Below are 15,040 nucleotides of genomic sequence, written 5' to 3' on the forward strand. Positions count from 1 at the left end.
TCAGAGGGTCGGCGGCAGGACGCGGATCACTGGCCGGGCGTGAACCACTGCGAGATGCCGGTCTGCAGCGTGGCGGCCGCCCCCGCGGCATCCGTCTCGCCGAGGAACATGCGCTGGATCTCGGTGCCGAGCACGGCGGTGCCGAGGGGCTCTCCGTACCGGAAGTCCACCAGCAGCAGGTAGGGCGCCTGGCCCTGCTCGTAGTTGTCCCACGCCTCCTGCATGACCTCGTCGGAGTAGGTCACGCCCGGGATCGCCGAGAACTGATTCAGCTCGTCGGCCACCAGCTGGCCGAACTCGGCCGTCGCGAGCCAGTTCAGCAGTTCGAAGGCGGCCTCCTTGTTCTCCGACTTGGCGTTGACGGCGAAGTTGCCGTCGGCGTAGGCCGGCGACACGGGGGCATCCAGTACCGCGCCCTCGGGCAGCGGCACCTGGTACGAGCCGAACTCGAGGTCGGGGGCCTGGTTGCGGAACGTGGCGATCTCGAACGAGCCGCCGGGGAACTGCGCGGCCTGACCCGAGGTGAACTGGATCTGACTGTCGGTGTAGCCCACGCCCACGACGTCGGGGGTGAGGTAGGGCTGCAGTTCGGAGATGATCTCCAGCGACGCGACGTAGTCGGGGTCGGTGAAGTCGGTCTCGCCGGTGAGCACCTTCTGCTCGAACTCCGACCCGCCGTAGCGGGCGCTGCCGACGATGTCGGCGAAGATCGGGAGGATCCAGTCGTCCTTGGCGCCGAGGGCCATCGGAGTGACACCCGCGGACAGCAGCGCCTCGTTCACCTCGATGAACTCGTCCCACGTGGTCGGCACCTCGAGCCCCTGCTCTTCGAAGATCGCCTTGTTGTAGAACATCTGCAGGGTCTGGGTCGCCAGCGGCACGGCGTACGTCTTTCCGTCGGCCTTGCCCTTGGCGCCGGCCAGCACGCTCTCGGCGATCTCGTCGAGACCCTCGACCTCGCCGTCGATCGGCTCGAGCTGACCGGCTTCGATGTTGGGCTGCAGCTGACCGTAGGCGCGCACCATCGGCACGTCGGGGCCGTCGCTGCCGGCGAGACCGGTGGTGAGGATCTGGTTGTACTCGGTGTTCTGGAAGGCCTCGAACTCGACGGTGATGCCCGGGTGCGCCTCCTCGAACACGTCGAAGATGGCGTTGTAGGCCTCGACGTCTTCGGTGCGCCACGACCAGACGGTCAGGGTGACGTCGTCGCCCGATTCGGCTTCGGTGTCGCCGCTGGACGCGCTGGGCGCACAGGCGCTGAGGGCGAGCACGGAGCCGGCCACGAGCGCGGTGGTGGTGAGGATGCGTCTGCGCATCGGTTTCTCCTTAAGGTGTGCGGGACTGCTCAGGATTCGGGGAGCGGAGGGTGGATGGGGTGGATGCCGCGGCGAGCGCCGCGCGTACGGAGCCGTCGTGCGCCTCGAGCAGCGACCGCGCACGCTCGGGCGCGATGTCGGCGAGGGAGGCGACGATCGCGGGCTTCAGTTCGCCGTCGCAGATCGTGAGGAGGTCCCGCGCAGCCTCGTCGTCGAGACCGGTGGCCTCGCGGAGGATCCGCACGGTGCGCAGTCGCAGCTTGGCGTTGGTGGCCACGAGCGACACCATGAGGTTCGACCAGGTGCGCCCTACGGCGACCATGAGAGCGGTGGAGAAACCGTTGAGCACGAGTTTCTCGGCGGTCGCCGCCTTGAGCCGGGTGGACCCCGTGAGCACCTCGGCGCCGGTGTCGACGACGATGTTCGCGTCGGCGAGCGGCGCAAGGGCGGCGTGCGGGTTGCTGGAGACCAGCACCGTGTAGGCGCCGGCTTCGCGGGCGGCGGCGAGCGCGCCGCCGACGTACGGGGTGTTGCCGCTCGCGGCCAGCCCGACCACGAGGTCGTCCGGGCCCAGGCCCGCCGCCTCGGCGCGGCCGTCGGCGTCGGAGTCCTCCGCGTCCTCGACGGCGTTCACGAGCGCGACGTGTCCGCCCGCGATGTGCCCGACCACCCGGCCGGGCTCCAGGTTGAAGGTCGGCAGCAGTTCGGCGGCATCCAGTACGCCCAGCCGCCCCGACGTCCCGGCGCCGAAGTAGTGCACGGTTCCCCCGCGACGGAAGCGCTCGGCGGCGATGTCGACGACCTCCGCCAGCTGCGGCAGGATGGCTGCGACGGCGTCCACGGCCACGCGGTCCTGGTCGTTGAGCAACCGCAGCACGTCGACGCTCGCAAGGGCGTCGAGGTCGGTGGAGGCCGCAAGCCGCAGCTCGGTGGGGGCCAGGGGTGGCGTGGGCATCGGCCGGCGCATCCTTCACGTCATCGGGGTGGTCGAAGCCCAGTATGGTCATAACTGTCGCCAGATCAAAGGATGTCGATTATTTTTTTCATGTGCGAAACATGACGGCCGTGGAACGGGTCCTCCAGGACGGGATGCGTGAGCGCGTGTTCTCCGCCGCCGTGGTGGCGATCGCGGTGGACGGCGAGATCGTCGCCGAACATGCCGTGGGTGACACCCGCACGTGGGATGCCCCGGGCGTTCCGGCAGTCGAGACGGGGCGCCCGACGGATGCCGCGACGCGCTTCGACCTCGCCTCGCTGACCAAGCTCGTGACCGCCGCGACCCTCCTCACCCTGCTCGACGAGCGCGGAGCCGACGCCGCGGTGCCGGTCGTCGGCATCCTTCCCGAGTTCGACACCCCCGCCCTGCGGCGCATCACCGTCGCTCAGCCGCTCACCCACACCGCCGGCTTCGCCGCAGAGTGGCACGACCGCACCCCCGACCCGGGTGCGGCGCGATTCCGAGCCGAAGCCCGGCCGGTCGATGCGCCGGGAACCGGGCACCGCTACTCGTGCGTCGGGTACATCTGGGCGGGTCTCGCGGCAGAGGCGCTGGGGGCGGCGAGCCTCGACGTGCTCGCGAAGCGCCACGTGCTGACCCCGCTCGGCATGACCGATACCGGTTTCGCACCGGGCTCGAACCTGCGGCCGCTGGTCGCGGCAACCGAGTTCCAGACCGATCCGCCGCGCGGCATGGTGCACGGCGAGGTTCACGACGAGACCGCCTGGGCCCTGGGCGGGGTGGTGGGCAACGCGGGACTGTTCGGCACTGCGCGCGACCTGCTCCGCCTCGCCGAAGCCCTGCGATTGCCGCCGGGAGGAAGCGCCCTACGGGCATCCGTCGTGCGCGCGATGACCTCCCCGGTCGCCGTCGCCGCCGACGGCTACGCACAGGCGCTCGGGCCGCGGATCGGTGAATCCTGGGCGCGGGGCTTCGGACGCAGGGCCGTCAGCCACACCGGCTACACCGGCACCGCTCTGGCCACCCGACCGGGCGGGCGGCGGTCGGTAGTATTCCTCACCAACCGGGTGCATCCGCTGCGCACCCCGGCCGACGCGATCACGACGATGCGTCGCCGAGTCACCGACGCCGCGGCCGCAGGGGGAGACCAGTGATGACCGACGTTTTCGTCTCCCTCCGGCAGCGGATGCCGTCGCTGTCCAAGGCCGAGCGGCGCATCGCGGAGGTGATCCTCGACCGCCCCTCGATCGTGGTGGAATCCTCCATCACGCGACTGGCCGCCCTCGCCGGCACCTCCCCTGCGTCTGTGGCGCGTTTCTGCCGCGCGGTGGGGTTCGACGGCTACAAGGATTTCCGCATGGCCATCGCCGCGGCCGACAGCCGCGAGCAGGCGGCGCGCGAGCTGTTCCGCGTGGCTGATGCCGAGATCGAAGCGAACGACTCCGCTCTCGACGTCGTGACGAAGGTGGCGTATCAGGAGGCGCGGGCGATCGAGGAGACCGCGCGCGGGCTGGACCTCGACGCCCTGGATGCCGTGGTCGACGCGATCCGCGGCGCCACCCGCCTGGACGTCTTCGGGGCCGGATCGAGCGGACTGACCGCGCAGGACCTCCAGCTGAAGCTGCACCGCGTGGGCGTCCCGACCTTCTGCTGGTCGGATGCCCACCTGGCGCTGACGTCGTTCGCCCTGACCGGGCCCGGTGGGGTCGCCATCGCCGTCACGCACACCGGCCAGACGCTCGAGGCGAACCAGGTGCTCGCGGTGGCGCGGGAGCGCGGGGCGACCACCGTGGCGATCACGAACCACCCCGACTCCCCCATCGCCGACGTCGCGGACCACCTGCTGGTCACGAGCGCGCGCGAGTCGCGCTACCGCACGGGGGCGATGTCGAGCCGCCTCGCACAGATGGCGATCGTCGACTTCGTCGTGGTGCGGCTGCTGCAGCGCGAGATGGACCGCGCCGGCGAGCTGCTGCGCCGCACCTACGACGCCGTCCAGGCGCACCGGCTGGATGGCGGACGGTAGCGTCACCGCCATGCGCATGCACGCGTTCACCTGAGGGCGTGGCCGCGGGGCGCTGTCAACCAGCGGCATCCGCAGGACCGGCGCCCCTACGATCGAGGCATGACCGACTCGCGCCTCGTCCTCGTCGCCAATGCCGGTGACGGCTCCCTCAGCACCTTCCGTCTCGCAGACGGCGCGCTCGAGCGCCTCGCCGTCACCGACGGCCTCACCGGGTGCTCCACGTTCGCCGTCGACGCGGCGCGCGACCTCGTCTACGCCGGTGTCAAGGGCGGCGACGGGGAGCCGTCGCGCATCCTCACGCTGTCGCTCGACCGACAAACTGGGCGCCTCACGCCGCAGAGCGCCCGCGACCTCGCAGGCGGCGGCATGAACTACCTCGCCCTCACCCGCGACGGCACCGGGCTGCTCGGCGCCTCGTACAGCGGTGGCTTCGGCATCAGCTGCCCCGTCGTGGAAGGCGTCGTGGGCGAGCCGGTGTCGCGCATCGAGTTCCCGAACCTGCACTCCGTCCTCCCCAGCGCCGACGGCCGGTTCGCCTATTTCGTCTCACTGGGCGCAGACCTCGTGGCGCAGTACGCCCTCGCCGACGACCTCGCCCTGGTGCCCTTGGACCCCGAGACGGTGGCAGCGCCCGCCGGGAGTGGGCCGCGTCACCTCGTGTTCAACGACGCCCAGGACGCGGTGTACGTGCTCACCGAGTTCTCGGGCGAGGTGCTGCACTTCACGCGCGACGTCGAGTCCGGCGCGCTCACACTGACGGATGCCACGACGGCCTTCGACACAACGAAGGATCTGGGTCACAGCGAGTTCGGAGCCGACCCGATGGCGAACCACTTCATCTGGGGCGCGGACCTCCACTTCTCCGACGGCGGCCGACGGCTGTGGGCGTCGGAGCGCACCGAGAGCACGCTGGGTGCCGTAGCGGTCGCCCAAGACGGCTCGGTTTCGGCTCCGGAGCGCTTCACTGTGACCGAGCCGCAGCCGCGCGGATTCGCCGTGAGCCCTGACGGCGCCTACCTTGTCGCGGCCGGCGAGCGCTCGACGACCGTGTCGCTGTACGCCGTGGCGGGCGACCGGCTGGAGCTGCTGCAGCGAGCGGAGACGGGCGCCGGAGCCAACTGGGTACGGTTCGTCTAGAGGCGCGGATCCGGCCTTCGGGAAGGCGCCGAGAAGGCCCTAGCGAGGGGCCTCTGGAGCCCGCGATCTGGCCTTTTTCCGATGCCTGCTGCCAGGTAACGTTCAGGTAACGCACCGGAACCGTCCAGAAACAGCAACCAGAGTGGGGCACTTGCGTCCGCCCCGAAGCGGATTCCAGCGCCACCGACCGGCGCGCCCTCGACATACGGAACCGGTTCTCTTTTGCTTTCTGCCTCCACGTCTCTGCCCGATCGTCGCACCACCCGCCGCACCGAACGACGCATTCAGCGCCGCCCGATGCTGGTCGTGGCCACTCTGACCGTGGGCCTCGTGGCCGCTGTCGGAATCACCGGCGCCTCGACCTCGACCGCACAGGCCTCCGGAGCCACGCCCTCGTTCGTGCTCGCCTCGTCGACGACCCCCCTGCACGCCGGTGCCGTCGAGACGGCATCCGTGATGACCGTCGCCTCTGCCGCCGAGGACGCTCGCGATGCGGCAGCCGCCGCCATGACGGCATCCACCACGGTGACCGCGGACATCGCGGCATCCGGGCTCGACATCGGCACCCCCGTGACGACGGTCGACACCGCCGCCCTCGAGTCGTCGGTGCAGCAGCTCGAGCGCGTGCAGGCCCTGCCCTTCGCGGATCTCGACGAGGTCACCGACGCCGTGACGGCCGAAGCCTCCTCGGTCACCGAGCAGGCCGCAGGCCTGCGCGGCCAGCTCGACGCCGCGGTCGCCGTCAAGGCCGCGGCCGAAGCGGCAGCCGCCGAGGCGGCCCGCGTCGCCGCCGAGGCCGCAGCAGCCGCCGAGGCCACGGCTGCCCAGTCCGGCTCGTCCGGTTCGTCCAGTGCCGCTGCGTCGAACCCCGTGTACGCCACCGGCGGCGCCGTGGGCGGCAGCAGCCCGGCCGATGCGCAGGCGACCGCACGATCGATGCTCGCCGGCTACGGCTGGGGCGACGACCAGTTCGGATGCCTCGTGTCGCTGTGGAACAAGGAGTCCGGCTGGAACTACCAGGCGCACAACCGCTCGAGCGGCGCCTACGGCATCCCGCAGGCACTGCCCGGCAGCAAGATGGCCTCGGCCGGCGCCGACTGGCAGACCAACGCCGCAACCCAGATCGCGTGGGGCTTCGGGTACATCTCCGGCCGCTACGGCACGCCGTGCGGCGCGTGGGGTCAGTCGCAGTCCGTCGGCTGGTACTGATCCCGCCCGCGCGTCCGGCGCGATCGCCGGGGTCAGTCCTCGCCCGCCAGACTCACCGAGACGTGAACGGCGAACTCCCCCGTTGCCTGGGCGACCACGCTCTGTCGAACTTCGAACGGCGCCGTCTGCATGCGACGCTCGCCCAACGCGTCGAACAGCGCGACGGCCGCCGGATGCACGGCGCCTCCGGGTAGCTCGTCGGCGGACCGCCAGATCGCTGTCAGCTCGCGACGCGCGGGCAGAGTGCGCACGATGACGCCGTCCCCACCCCAGCCGGCCTCCGGCTCCGTCATGGTCGGCCAGCAGCACAGGACCTCGACCGCCCCGCGATCGGCCGTGCGGATCGCCGTCCACAATCCCCCGGTCGGCCCGAGCCCGGACGCCTCGACCAGCCCGTAGAGCTCCTCGAACACGGCGTTCGCCGCCTCGTCGCCGAGGTCGTCGATCGCGTCTGCGGCGACGGGCAACGCCCGCGCCACGAACGCCTGCGCGGGCATGTCACGCTCGATGACGTCCACGGGCATCGCGAGCGCCTGCAGCACCGCACGCGCATCCCGATGTGCGCGGTCCTGCGCATCCCGCGCAGCGAGCACCTGTTGCCGATGCGCCTCGAGCACGTCGAGCGCGGTGCCCGCCGCCAGAGCGTCGGCGACCGCAGGCAACGGCACTCCGGCATCCCGAAGGGTCTTCACGACCACTCCATCGCGCACCTGACGCTCGTCGTACCGCCGATAGCCCGATGTGTCGGACACGTCGGCCGGCGCGAGCGCCCCCTTCTCGTCATAGTGCCGCAGCGCCTTGACGCTCAGTCCTGTCACGCCCGCGAACTCACCGATACTCAACATGAGTCCAGCATCCCGTCTCCCCCAGCGGGAGAGTCAATTCGGCATCTCGTCAGAGGCGTGGATGGAACATCTCTACGGGGGAGTTTTCCACAGACCCCGCCTTCTCTCGAAGTAATGTCGGGGGCTTGCGCGACAATGGACCCATGCACGACAGCCGATACCTCCCCGCCGACGAGGCCGCCGCGCGCGCCGTCGGGCGGCTCGGCGACGTGCTGCCCGACCTCATCGGGGTGCGGGAGCAGATGGCCCGGCTCCAGGCGCACGAGGCACGACTGCTGGCGCAGACGAGCGGGATCATCGACGACTGGGTGTCGGATGCCGGCCTGCAGCGCCGCTCCGAGGCCGAGATGCCGCACCGCATCGCCGCATCCGAGATCGCCGCCGCCTGGCGGGTCAGCGACCGCACCGTGCAGCGGCAGATCGGCGACGCCGCCACCCTCGTCCACGATTACCCCGCGACTTTCGCATCGCTCGAAGCAGGGCGCATCTCGCTCGCGCACGCGCGCATCATCGTCACCCACGGCGCACTCATCACCCGGGATGAACTTCGCGGGGAGTACGAAGACTCCGTCCTCCCCTACGCCGAGAGCGAGGCTGCCACGCGGCTGGCACCCATCGCTCGCCGCCGCGCCGAGTGGTACGCCGAGACCACCTTCGACGAGCGTCATCGGCAGGCGCGCCTCGGCCGCCGGGTCTTCGTCAACGATCTCGCCGACGGCATGGCCGAGCTCACCGCGATCCTCCCCGCGGTGCTCGCGCACGGCGCTCTCGACCGGTTGTCGCAGTTCGCCCGCCTCGCGCAGTCGACCCGCGACGCAGCCGACGAAGACGCGTTGTTCGCTGCCGACGTCACACCCGACGCACGCAGGCTGGATGAACTGCGCGCCGACGTGCTCAGCGATCTGCTGCTCACCGCAGAACCGTCGTCGTTGTCCGTCCCCGATGGTGGCCTGAGGGCGATCCGCGCGAATGTGCAGGTCACGGTTCCGGTGCTCAGCCTCATCAGCGACTCCGCGGCCGACCCGTTCGACGCCACCATGCTCGCCGGACACGGCCCGATCGACGGCACCACCGCGCGCCTGCTCGCCGCCGACGCGCCGGGGTGGGACCGCATCCTCACACACCCGATCTCCGGCAGCGTCCTCGAAGTCGACCGCTATCGACCCAGCGAGGAGATGCGACGCTACCTCCGCGCGCGCGATCAGCATTGCCGTTTCCCCGGCTGCCGCATGCCGGCACGCCTCTGCGACATCGACCACACCATCGCGTACGCCGAGGGCGGGCCGACCGACCGGCGAAATCTCGCCCACCTCTGCGAACGACATCACACCGGCAAACACAACTCTGCGTGGCGAGTGGTGCAGCTGCCCGGTGGCATCCTCGAGTGGACCTCGCCCACCGGCCGCACCTACATCGACCGCCCCGTCAGCGAAGTCGCCTTCGCGACCGAGCCCGAGCTCGACGCCGCTCCGTTCTGATCCCGGCGCTGGAGAGGGCAGGGGCCACGAAAGCGACGGGCGGCAGCGGATGCCATTGCCCGGTGTCCGCACCCCGGGGTAGACCGTACGCATGAGCAGAACACGCACCTGGCTCGACGGCTACACCGCCGCCTGGAAGTCCGAGCATCCCGACGACGTCCGCGCCCTCTTCACCGAGGATGCCGAGTACTGGTTCCGGCCCGACGACGCCGAGCCCGCGCGCGGCATCGACGCGATCCTCGATGCCTGGCCAGAGTCGGACGGCGCCGATCCGCGACACGACCTGTCGGTGCTGATCGAGAACGACCGGCTCGGCATCATCAGCGGCTCGATCGACTACCCGGGCGACACCTCGTACGTGAACCTCTGGGAGGTGCACTTCGCGCCCGACGGGCGGGCGAAGAAGTTCGTCGAGTGGTTCATGCCGCGCCACAAGCCCACCGCCGGCTGACCCGCTCGCCTCGCGCCCCTCGGCCTACGACGGTCCGCGCGAACCCATCACGCCCGCGAAGAGCGCGTGCGCGAGCGGCACGACCGATGCGACCATCAACACCGTGCCGAACACCTCCTCGGCGGGCCTCACGATCGACCCGGCCACCAACAGCGCACCGAACAGGATCGCCGAGACGATGCGCCGGGCCGCACGCTCCAGGCGCGCCAGTCGTCGGTCGAGGCGCGGGGTCTCCACCGCGAGGCGCCCCTCGTCGATCCGCTCGATCACGTCGTTGATCCGCCGGGGCAGCGCCGCGGTGATCGCCGCGGTGGACGCCGCCTGCCGCGCGACGTCCTGCACGAGGTTGCCGCGCTCGTCGCGCATCAGTCGTCCGGCGTAAGGCTCGATCGCCTCCCACATGTTGAAGCCGGGCTCCAACGAGCTGCACACCCCCGACACCAGCGACATCGACCGGATGATGAGCAGGAAGTTCTCGGGCAGCTGGAACGGCATCTCCCGCACGACGTCGCCGAACTCCGTAGCGAAGTCACGGAATTCCTTCGGGTCCACCTGCTGCAATTCCGCGAAGCCCATCCCGCCGAAGCGCGCGAACAGCTGGGTCATCGCCCGTTCCAGTTCGCGGGTGTCCGCCGAGGGCAGGAGCACCCCGACATCACGGATGCTGTCGACGAGCCCCTTCCCGTCGCGCGCCGCCACGGCGATGACGAGTTTGCGCAAGCCGCGGCGGAGGGTCGGGGTGACCTCACCCATCATCCCGAAGTCGATGAAGGTCAGCCGCCACGGACGCGACCCCGCGGCATCCGCCGCGCCGGGCTCGCCCACCGGGGTGACGAAGATGTTGCCCGGGTGCGGGTCGGCGTGGAAGAACCCATCGCCGAACAGCTGCTCGAACATCACCGCGGCGAACGTGTGCGCCACGTCGGAGGGGTCGATGCCGGCGGCGCGGAGCGCGTCGACGTCGTTGATCTTGATCGCGGTGACGTCGGCGAGGGTCAGCACCCGACGGGTCGTGCGCTCCCACACCACCTCGGGCACGGTGACGCGCGGTTCGCGGGCGGCGTTCTCGGCGAAACGCTCGGCGTTGCCCGCTTCGAGCAGGTAGTCGATCTCGGCCATGCTCGTCGCCGCGAACTCCTCCACGAGCGCGGGCATGTCCACGCGGCGCGCCACGACCTGCACGCGACTCAGCCACCGCGCCACGCGCCGCAGCGCCAGCAGGTCGACATCGACGATCTGCTGGATGCCGGGACGCTGCACCTTGACCACGACGTCCTCGAACCCGGTGAGTTCGACGTCGAGCGCCGTGAGCCGGGCACGATGAGCCTGGCCGAGCGATGCCGCCGCGACCGGCACCTCGTCGAACGACGCGTACGCGAGGTCCAGCGGCATCCCGAGTTCGGCTTCGGCGGCCGCCCGGATGGCGGGGAACGACACCGGCGGCACCTCGTCCTGCAACCCCTCGAGTTCCTTCGTGATCTCCGGCGGCAGCACGTCCAGGCGCGAGGACATGAACTGCCCGACCTTGATCATGAGGCCGCCGAGATCGACCGCCAGCACGTGGAAGCGCCGGGCGATGCGGGTCATGCGCGCGGCGCGTCCCCGGGCGACGAAGCGCGCGAAACCGAACCGCGGGAGGAACAGTTCGAACCACCACGACTGCACGAGCGCACGCGCGGCGAACCGAAGGATGCGCCGGTAGCGCGCACGCGTGACACCGTCGCCGGGACCGTCCGTGCGCGCGTCCCGGCGCTGCGCCATCACGCCGTTCAGCCCTGCGCGAGAAGCGCGTACAGCCTGCGACGGGCTTCGTTGAGCACCTCGACCGCTTCTGCAACCTGCTCGGGGTTCCCGGACCGGCCCACCTGCGCCGCGGCCTGAGCCAGCTCCATGCCGGCCTTCGGCAGCGCCGTCATGCGGGCGTTCTCCTTCGACTGGCCCTCCCACGGTGCGGACTTGCCGGCGACGGAATCCGCCTCGGCGCGTCCTGCCTCGGTGAGCGCGTAGGTCTTCCGGCCGTTGGCCTCCTCCGCCGTGATGAGCCCTTCATCGGCCAGAAGCTGCAGAGTCGGGTAGACGCTGCCGGCGCTGGGCTTCCACGAGCCGCCGCTTCGCTCCTCGATCTCCTGGATGATCTGGTATCCGTGCATCGGCCGCTCCGCGAGCAGGCTGAGCACCGCGATGCGCACGTCGCCACGTCCCATGCGACTCGTGCCACTGGGCCGCTGCTCGAAGGTGCGCCGCAGCTGGTCGACGGCATCCCACATGCCCTGTCCGAGGTCGCCGATGCCGAATCCGTGCGAGCCGCCGCCGAATCCGCCGGGACCTCCCCCGAAGCCACCGCGTCCGCTCTGTCCGAAACCGCCCGTGTATGAACCGCTCATGATGGTCCCCCTTCGTCGTCGGCGAGTCTCACCGATAGCTGACGATATATCGCTCACGTCGAACGCAACAGGGTCCCTACGGCTCGCACACGTGCTTCCCAGGGAGGACAATGCCGCCATGACGACGCCCCGGATGCCACGCTGGACGCCCCTCGCCCTCACCTATCTCGCGCTCGCGCTGGTGGGCCTCGTGATCACGTTCGCCCTCAACGCGTGGTCGGTGGTCGCCGGCCGCGACTACCTCGGCGACATCTTCGGTGGCGGGCCCGCCGTCGGCTCGATCGGGGTGGATCTCCTCGTCGTCGCCGTCGCCGGATGCGTGCTCATCGTCACCGAGGCCCGCCGCCTCGGCATGCGGCGTGCGTGGCTGTACATCGTGCTGTCGGCGGTGACGGCGTTCGCGTTCACGTTCCCGCTGTTCCTCGCGATGCGCGAACGCCGCCTGCAGACGATGGATGCCACGCCCGCACCCCGCGCCCGCTGACCCCGCGGTTCGGGGCGCGAACCGGGCACCCAACCCACCCCCACCCCGGTTCGGGGCGCGAACCGGGCACCCAACCCACCCCCACCCCGGTTCGGGGCGCGAACCGGGCAACGCACCCACCCCCGCCTCGGTTCGGGGCGCGAACCGGGCAACGCACCCACCCCCGCCCCCGTTCGGGGCGCGAACCGGGCAACCACCGTGTCGCCGGGCGTGACCGGCCGGGCGTCCCACCGTTACCCGCGCCACGCGCAACCCATTGCCGCGGCGGGAGCGGCGAGGTAGACACAGTGAGTGGACAGTGAGCGATTTCAGTGGCGCGGGGAGAACGACCCGTCGCGTGTCGACACCGCCTACGTGCGGTTCCGCGACTCCGGCATGCGGGCCCACGGCTCCTCCGTCACCCGGCGCTACACCCTGTCGTGGACGCTCGACGTGGGAGACGGCTGGCTCACCGACCACCTGCGGGTGCGCTCGCTCGGCAAGGGGTGGTCACGCTCACTGGATCTCCGTCGCAGCCGCGAGGGCGAATGGCGCTCCACCGTCGCCCAGACGGGCACCGTCGACCTCGCGAGCCCCGGCATCGGGGCCGACGTCGACCTCTCGGATGCCGTCGACTGCGACCTGGGCCTGTGCCCCGTGACCAACGTCATGCCGATCCGCCGCCTCAACCTGCACCGCGCCGACCGCGACGAGACGTCGCTCGCGATGGCGTGGGTCGACGTGCCGTCGCTGCAGGTCAGCCGCCAGGAGCAGATCTATAGTTCGCGCAGCCCCGGCGGGGAGCGGATGGTGCGCTACGCGAGCGGTGATCGCGAGTTCACCTCGGACATCACGGTCGACCATCACGGCATGGTGATCGACTACCCCGGCCTCGCGTGGCGGGTCTCGGCCGACGCCTGACGCGCCCGGGCCGCAATACGCTGGCGGGATGACTGCCGACGAGTGGGAGCGCCAGGTCGCGGACGTGTGGGCCGACGACGAGATCAGCGACGACGACCGCATCGTGCGCATGCGCGCGCTGGCGGATGCCGCGCCGCACCCGGCCCTGGCCGCCTTCGAAGTCGGTGGGGCACTGGATTCCGCCGGGCATGAAGCCGAGGCGGATGAGCAGTACGCCGCGGCGACGGCGGCGGGGCTCGCCATGATCGATGAGGCGCGCGCCGCACGGATCGTGATCCAGCACGCCTCCACCCTGCGCAATCTCGGGCGCATCGACGAGGCCATCGCGCTGCTGCAGAACGCGCCCGCGCACGAAGCCGTCGGCGCCGCGCCGGCGGTGTTCCTGGCGCTTGCGCTGCACAGCGCGGGTCGCGTCGACGAGGCGCTCCGCGTCGCGATCGAGGCGATGGAGCCCTCGCTCCCGACCTACAACCGGTCGGTGCGCGCCTACGCGGCGGCGCTCACCGAGCCACCCACGACGTAGGCCCCAAACGGGGCGCCGCACCTCATCCGCGGAAGAAGACCTCCGCCACGCGCTGCAGGTCCCAGAGGTCGCTCACGCCGGCGAGTTCGCGGGCCGAGTGCATCGACAGGATCGGGATGCCGACGTCGACGGTGCGCATGCCGAGGCGGGTCGCGGTGATCGGTCCGATCGTCGATCCGCAGGGCACCGCGTTGTTCGACACGAACTCCTGCGACACCACACCGGCCGCGTCGCACCAACCGTTCCAGGCTGCCGCGCCGACGGCATCCGTCGCGTAACGCTGGTTGGCGTTGATCTTGAGGATCGGGCCGCCGCCCAGCTTCGGCTGCACCACGGGGTCGTGCTTGTGCGGATAGTTCGGGTGCACCGCGTGCCCGACGTCGCTCGAGACGCACCAGCTGGCGGCGAGCGCGCGCAGCTGCTGCTCGCGGTCGGCGCCGAGGCCGAGCCACACGCGCTCGAGCACGTCGGAGAGGAAGGGACCTGCCGCCCCCGACCGGGTGCCCGAGCCGACCTCTTCGTGGTCGAACACCGCGAGCATCGCGATGTGGTCGGCGTCGAAGCCGTCGGCCGCGCGCTCCAGCGCGGCGACGCCGGCGTGAACGGATGCCAGGTCGTCGAGGCGCCCGGAGGCGAAGAACACGTCATCGAGCCCGAAGACCGCTCCGCGTGCCGCGTCGGCGGTGACGATGTCGTAGCCGCGGATGCGCGCGGCATCCACCCCGGCCTCGCGCGCCAACTCGCCCAGCAGATCGGCGGAATCCGCCTCACCCAGGCCCCACACCGGCTGCGTCTGGGTCTGCTTGTCGAGGGCCAGGTGGTCGTTGGCCTCGCGGTCGAGATGGATCGCCAGCTGCGGCAGCCGCAGCAGCGGCCCGGTCGCGGTGAGCACCGACGAGCCGTCGTCGAGCACGAGCCGTCCGGCCAGGCGCAGCTCGCGGTCGAGCCACGAGTTCAGCAGCGGACCGCCGTAGATCTCCACCCCGGCCTGCAGCCAGCCGAGCTTGCCGGTCGTGGGCTGCGGCTTGAGCTTGAAGCCGGGCGAATCGCTGTGCGCGCCGAACACCCGCACCGGGGTCTGCCCGGTCGCACCCTCCGGCGCGACCCAGGCGATCACGGCGCCGTCGCGCACGACCGCGAAGCGGCCGCCGCGCACGGCGGGCCACGGCTCGTCCTCGCTCAGCAGGGTGAAACCGGCATCCGTCAGCCGCGCCGCGACATGGGCGGCGGCGTGGAAGCTCGAGGGCGACGCCGCGACGAACGCGGCGAGGTCTTCGGCATGGGCGAGCGCATCGGCGACTGCGGGCACGGGAGGACTCCTCGGGACGA

The 15,040-nt window shown here is 71.0% G+C and carries 15 protein-coding genes; 9 read left to right on the top strand and 6 right to left on the bottom strand.

The genetic code is table 11. From position 1 onward, the window contains the following. Nucleotides 1-26 precede the first annotated feature (26 nt). Together ACFVR6_RS07815 and ACFVR6_RS07820 are read right to left on the bottom strand one after the other, a co-directional pair. The gene (locus ACFVR6_RS07815; protein WP_386960856.1) at nucleotides 27-1,316 is read right to left on the bottom strand and encodes an ABC transporter substrate-binding protein; all 1,290 of its coding nucleotides are present in this window, start codon (nucleotides 1,314-1,316) and stop codon (nucleotides 27-29) included. A gap of 10 nt (nucleotides 1,317-1,326) precedes the next feature. After that, nucleotides 1,327-2,271, bottom strand: coding sequence for an N-acetylmuramic acid 6-phosphate etherase (locus ACFVR6_RS07820; RefSeq protein WP_386960859.1), 945 nt, complete (start codon nucleotides 2,269-2,271; stop codon nucleotides 1,327-1,329). Between the two features lie 110 nt (nucleotides 2,272-2,381). Here ACFVR6_RS07820 and ACFVR6_RS07825 point away from each other — a divergent pair, with 110 nt between their 5' ends. The 4 genes from ACFVR6_RS07825 (at nucleotide 2,382) to ACFVR6_RS07840 (ending at nucleotide 6,646) form a co-directional block, all read left to right on the top strand. Further along, nucleotides 2,382-3,428 carry a serine hydrolase domain-containing protein gene (locus ACFVR6_RS07825; protein ID WP_386960862.1) on the top strand — a complete coding sequence of 349 codons (1,047 nt, stop codon included), beginning with the start codon at nucleotides 2,382-2,384 and terminating at the stop codon, nucleotides 3,426-3,428. Next, nucleotides 3,428-4,300, top strand: a complete 873-nt coding sequence (locus tag ACFVR6_RS07830) for a MurR/RpiR family transcriptional regulator (protein WP_386960864.1) — start codon at nucleotides 3,428-3,430, stop codon at nucleotides 4,298-4,300. Before ACFVR6_RS07825 ends, ACFVR6_RS07830 begins: the two co-directional genes overlap by 1 nt. A gap of 99 nt (nucleotides 4,301-4,399) precedes the next feature. Next, nucleotides 4,400-5,437: a lactonase family protein gene (locus tag ACFVR6_RS07835; protein WP_386960867.1), complete on the top strand. Its 1,038-nt coding sequence runs from the start codon at nucleotides 4,400-4,402 to the stop codon at nucleotides 5,435-5,437. A 297-nt stretch (nucleotides 5,438-5,734) separates the two neighbouring features. Beyond that, the gene (locus ACFVR6_RS07840; protein ID WP_386960870.1) at nucleotides 5,735-6,646 is read left to right on the top strand and encodes an aggregation-promoting factor C-terminal-like domain-containing protein; all 912 of its coding nucleotides are present in this window, start codon (nucleotides 5,735-5,737) and stop codon (nucleotides 6,644-6,646) included. Nucleotides 6,647-6,678: 32 nt separating this feature from the next. On the opposite strand, the gene ACFVR6_RS07845 is transcribed toward ACFVR6_RS07840, so the two are convergent. Next, a complete protein-coding gene (locus ACFVR6_RS07845) occupies nucleotides 6,679-7,491 on the bottom strand; it encodes a MerR family transcriptional regulator (RefSeq protein WP_386960873.1) in 813 nt (270 codons plus the stop codon). 143 nt (nucleotides 7,492-7,634) lie between these two features. Here ACFVR6_RS07845 and ACFVR6_RS07850 point away from each other — a divergent pair, with 143 nt between their 5' ends. Both ACFVR6_RS07850 and ACFVR6_RS07855 read left to right on the top strand, forming a co-directional pair. Then, nucleotides 7,635-8,969: an HNH endonuclease signature motif containing protein gene (locus ACFVR6_RS07850; protein WP_386960876.1), complete on the top strand. Its 1,335-nt coding sequence runs from the start codon at nucleotides 7,635-7,637 to the stop codon at nucleotides 8,967-8,969. A 91-nt stretch (nucleotides 8,970-9,060) separates the two neighbouring features. Continuing rightward, nucleotides 9,061-9,420 carry a nuclear transport factor 2 family protein gene (locus ACFVR6_RS07855; RefSeq protein WP_386960879.1) on the top strand — a complete coding sequence of 120 codons (360 nt, stop codon included), beginning with the start codon at nucleotides 9,061-9,063 and terminating at the stop codon, nucleotides 9,418-9,420. A gap of 24 nt (nucleotides 9,421-9,444) precedes the next feature. On the opposite strand, the gene ACFVR6_RS07860 is transcribed toward ACFVR6_RS07855, so the two are convergent. Both ACFVR6_RS07860 and ACFVR6_RS07865 read right to left on the bottom strand, forming a co-directional pair. Continuing rightward, the gene (locus ACFVR6_RS07860; RefSeq protein ID WP_386961680.1) at nucleotides 9,445-11,181 is read right to left on the bottom strand and encodes an ABC1 kinase family protein; all 1,737 of its coding nucleotides are present in this window, start codon (nucleotides 11,179-11,181) and stop codon (nucleotides 9,445-9,447) included. 8 nt (nucleotides 11,182-11,189) lie between these two features. Further along, nucleotides 11,190-11,804 (bottom strand): PadR family transcriptional regulator, encoded by a 615-nt coding sequence (locus ACFVR6_RS07865; protein WP_386960882.1) that lies wholly within the window; start codon nucleotides 11,802-11,804, stop codon nucleotides 11,190-11,192. A gap of 118 nt (nucleotides 11,805-11,922) precedes the next feature. Between ACFVR6_RS07865 and ACFVR6_RS07870 the strand changes: the two genes are divergently transcribed. The 3 genes from ACFVR6_RS07870 (at nucleotide 11,923) to ACFVR6_RS07880 (ending at nucleotide 13,711) form a co-directional block, all read left to right on the top strand. After that, nucleotides 11,923-12,288 (top strand): DUF2834 domain-containing protein, encoded by a 366-nt coding sequence (locus ACFVR6_RS07870; RefSeq protein ID WP_386960884.1) that lies wholly within the window; start codon nucleotides 11,923-11,925, stop codon nucleotides 12,286-12,288. Between the two features lie 291 nt (nucleotides 12,289-12,579). Further along, nucleotides 12,580-13,188 (top strand): putative glycolipid-binding domain-containing protein, encoded by a 609-nt coding sequence (locus ACFVR6_RS07875; RefSeq protein WP_386960887.1) that lies wholly within the window; start codon nucleotides 12,580-12,582, stop codon nucleotides 13,186-13,188. Nucleotides 13,189-13,216: 28 nt separating this feature from the next. Then, entirely contained in the window at nucleotides 13,217-13,711 is a 495-nt protein-coding gene (locus ACFVR6_RS07880; RefSeq protein WP_386960890.1) for a tetratricopeptide repeat protein, read from the top strand. 22 nt (nucleotides 13,712-13,733) lie between these two features. Here the strand turns inward: ACFVR6_RS07880 and ACFVR6_RS07885 are convergent, their stop codons facing one another. Continuing rightward, a complete protein-coding gene (locus tag ACFVR6_RS07885) occupies nucleotides 13,734-15,020 on the bottom strand; it encodes a M18 family aminopeptidase (protein WP_386960893.1) in 1,287 nt (428 codons plus the stop codon). Nucleotides 15,021-15,040: the final 20 nt, after the last annotated feature.

The sequence above is a fragment of the Microbacterium sp. NPDC058021 genome (genome assembly GCF_042885955.1).
Classification (GTDB): Bacteria; Actinomycetota; Actinomycetes; order Actinomycetales; family Microbacteriaceae; genus Microbacterium.

Bases quoted from the DNA above. Each gene is read 5' to 3' on its own strand.
- ACFVR6_RS07815 (WP_386960856.1), bottom strand. From the start codon at position 1,316: ATGCGCAGACGCATCCTCACCACCACCGCGCTCGTGGCCGGCTCCGTG.
- ACFVR6_RS07820 (WP_386960859.1), bottom strand. From the start codon at position 2,271: ATGCCCACGCCACCCCTGGCCCCCACCGAGCTGCGGCTTGCGGCCTCC.
- ACFVR6_RS07830 (WP_386960864.1), top strand. From the start codon at position 3,428: ATGACCGACGTTTTCGTCTCCCTCCGGCAGCGGATGCCGTCGCTGTCC.
- ACFVR6_RS07835 (WP_386960867.1), top strand. From the start codon at position 4,400: ATGACCGACTCGCGCCTCGTCCTCGTCGCCAATGCCGGTGACGGCTCC.
- ACFVR6_RS07840 (WP_386960870.1), top strand. From the start codon at position 5,735: ATGCTGGTCGTGGCCACTCTGACCGTGGGCCTCGTGGCCGCTGTCGGA.
- ACFVR6_RS07845 (WP_386960873.1), bottom strand. From the start codon at position 7,491: ATGTTGAGTATCGGTGAGTTCGCGGGCGTGACAGGACTGAGCGTCAAG.
- ACFVR6_RS07850 (WP_386960876.1), top strand. From the start codon at position 7,635: ATGCACGACAGCCGATACCTCCCCGCCGACGAGGCCGCCGCGCGCGCC.
- ACFVR6_RS07855 (WP_386960879.1), top strand. From the start codon at position 9,061: ATGAGCAGAACACGCACCTGGCTCGACGGCTACACCGCCGCCTGGAAG.
- ACFVR6_RS07860 (WP_386961680.1), bottom strand. From the start codon at position 11,181: ATGGCGCAGCGCCGGGACGCGCGCACGGACGGTCCCGGCGACGGTGTC.
- ACFVR6_RS07865 (WP_386960882.1), bottom strand. From the start codon at position 11,804: ATGAGCGGTTCATACACGGGCGGTTTCGGACAGAGCGGACGCGGTGGC.
- ACFVR6_RS07870 (WP_386960884.1), top strand. From the start codon at position 11,923: ATGACGACGCCCCGGATGCCACGCTGGACGCCCCTCGCCCTCACCTAT.
- ACFVR6_RS07880 (WP_386960890.1), top strand. From the start codon at position 13,217: ATGACTGCCGACGAGTGGGAGCGCCAGGTCGCGGACGTGTGGGCCGAC.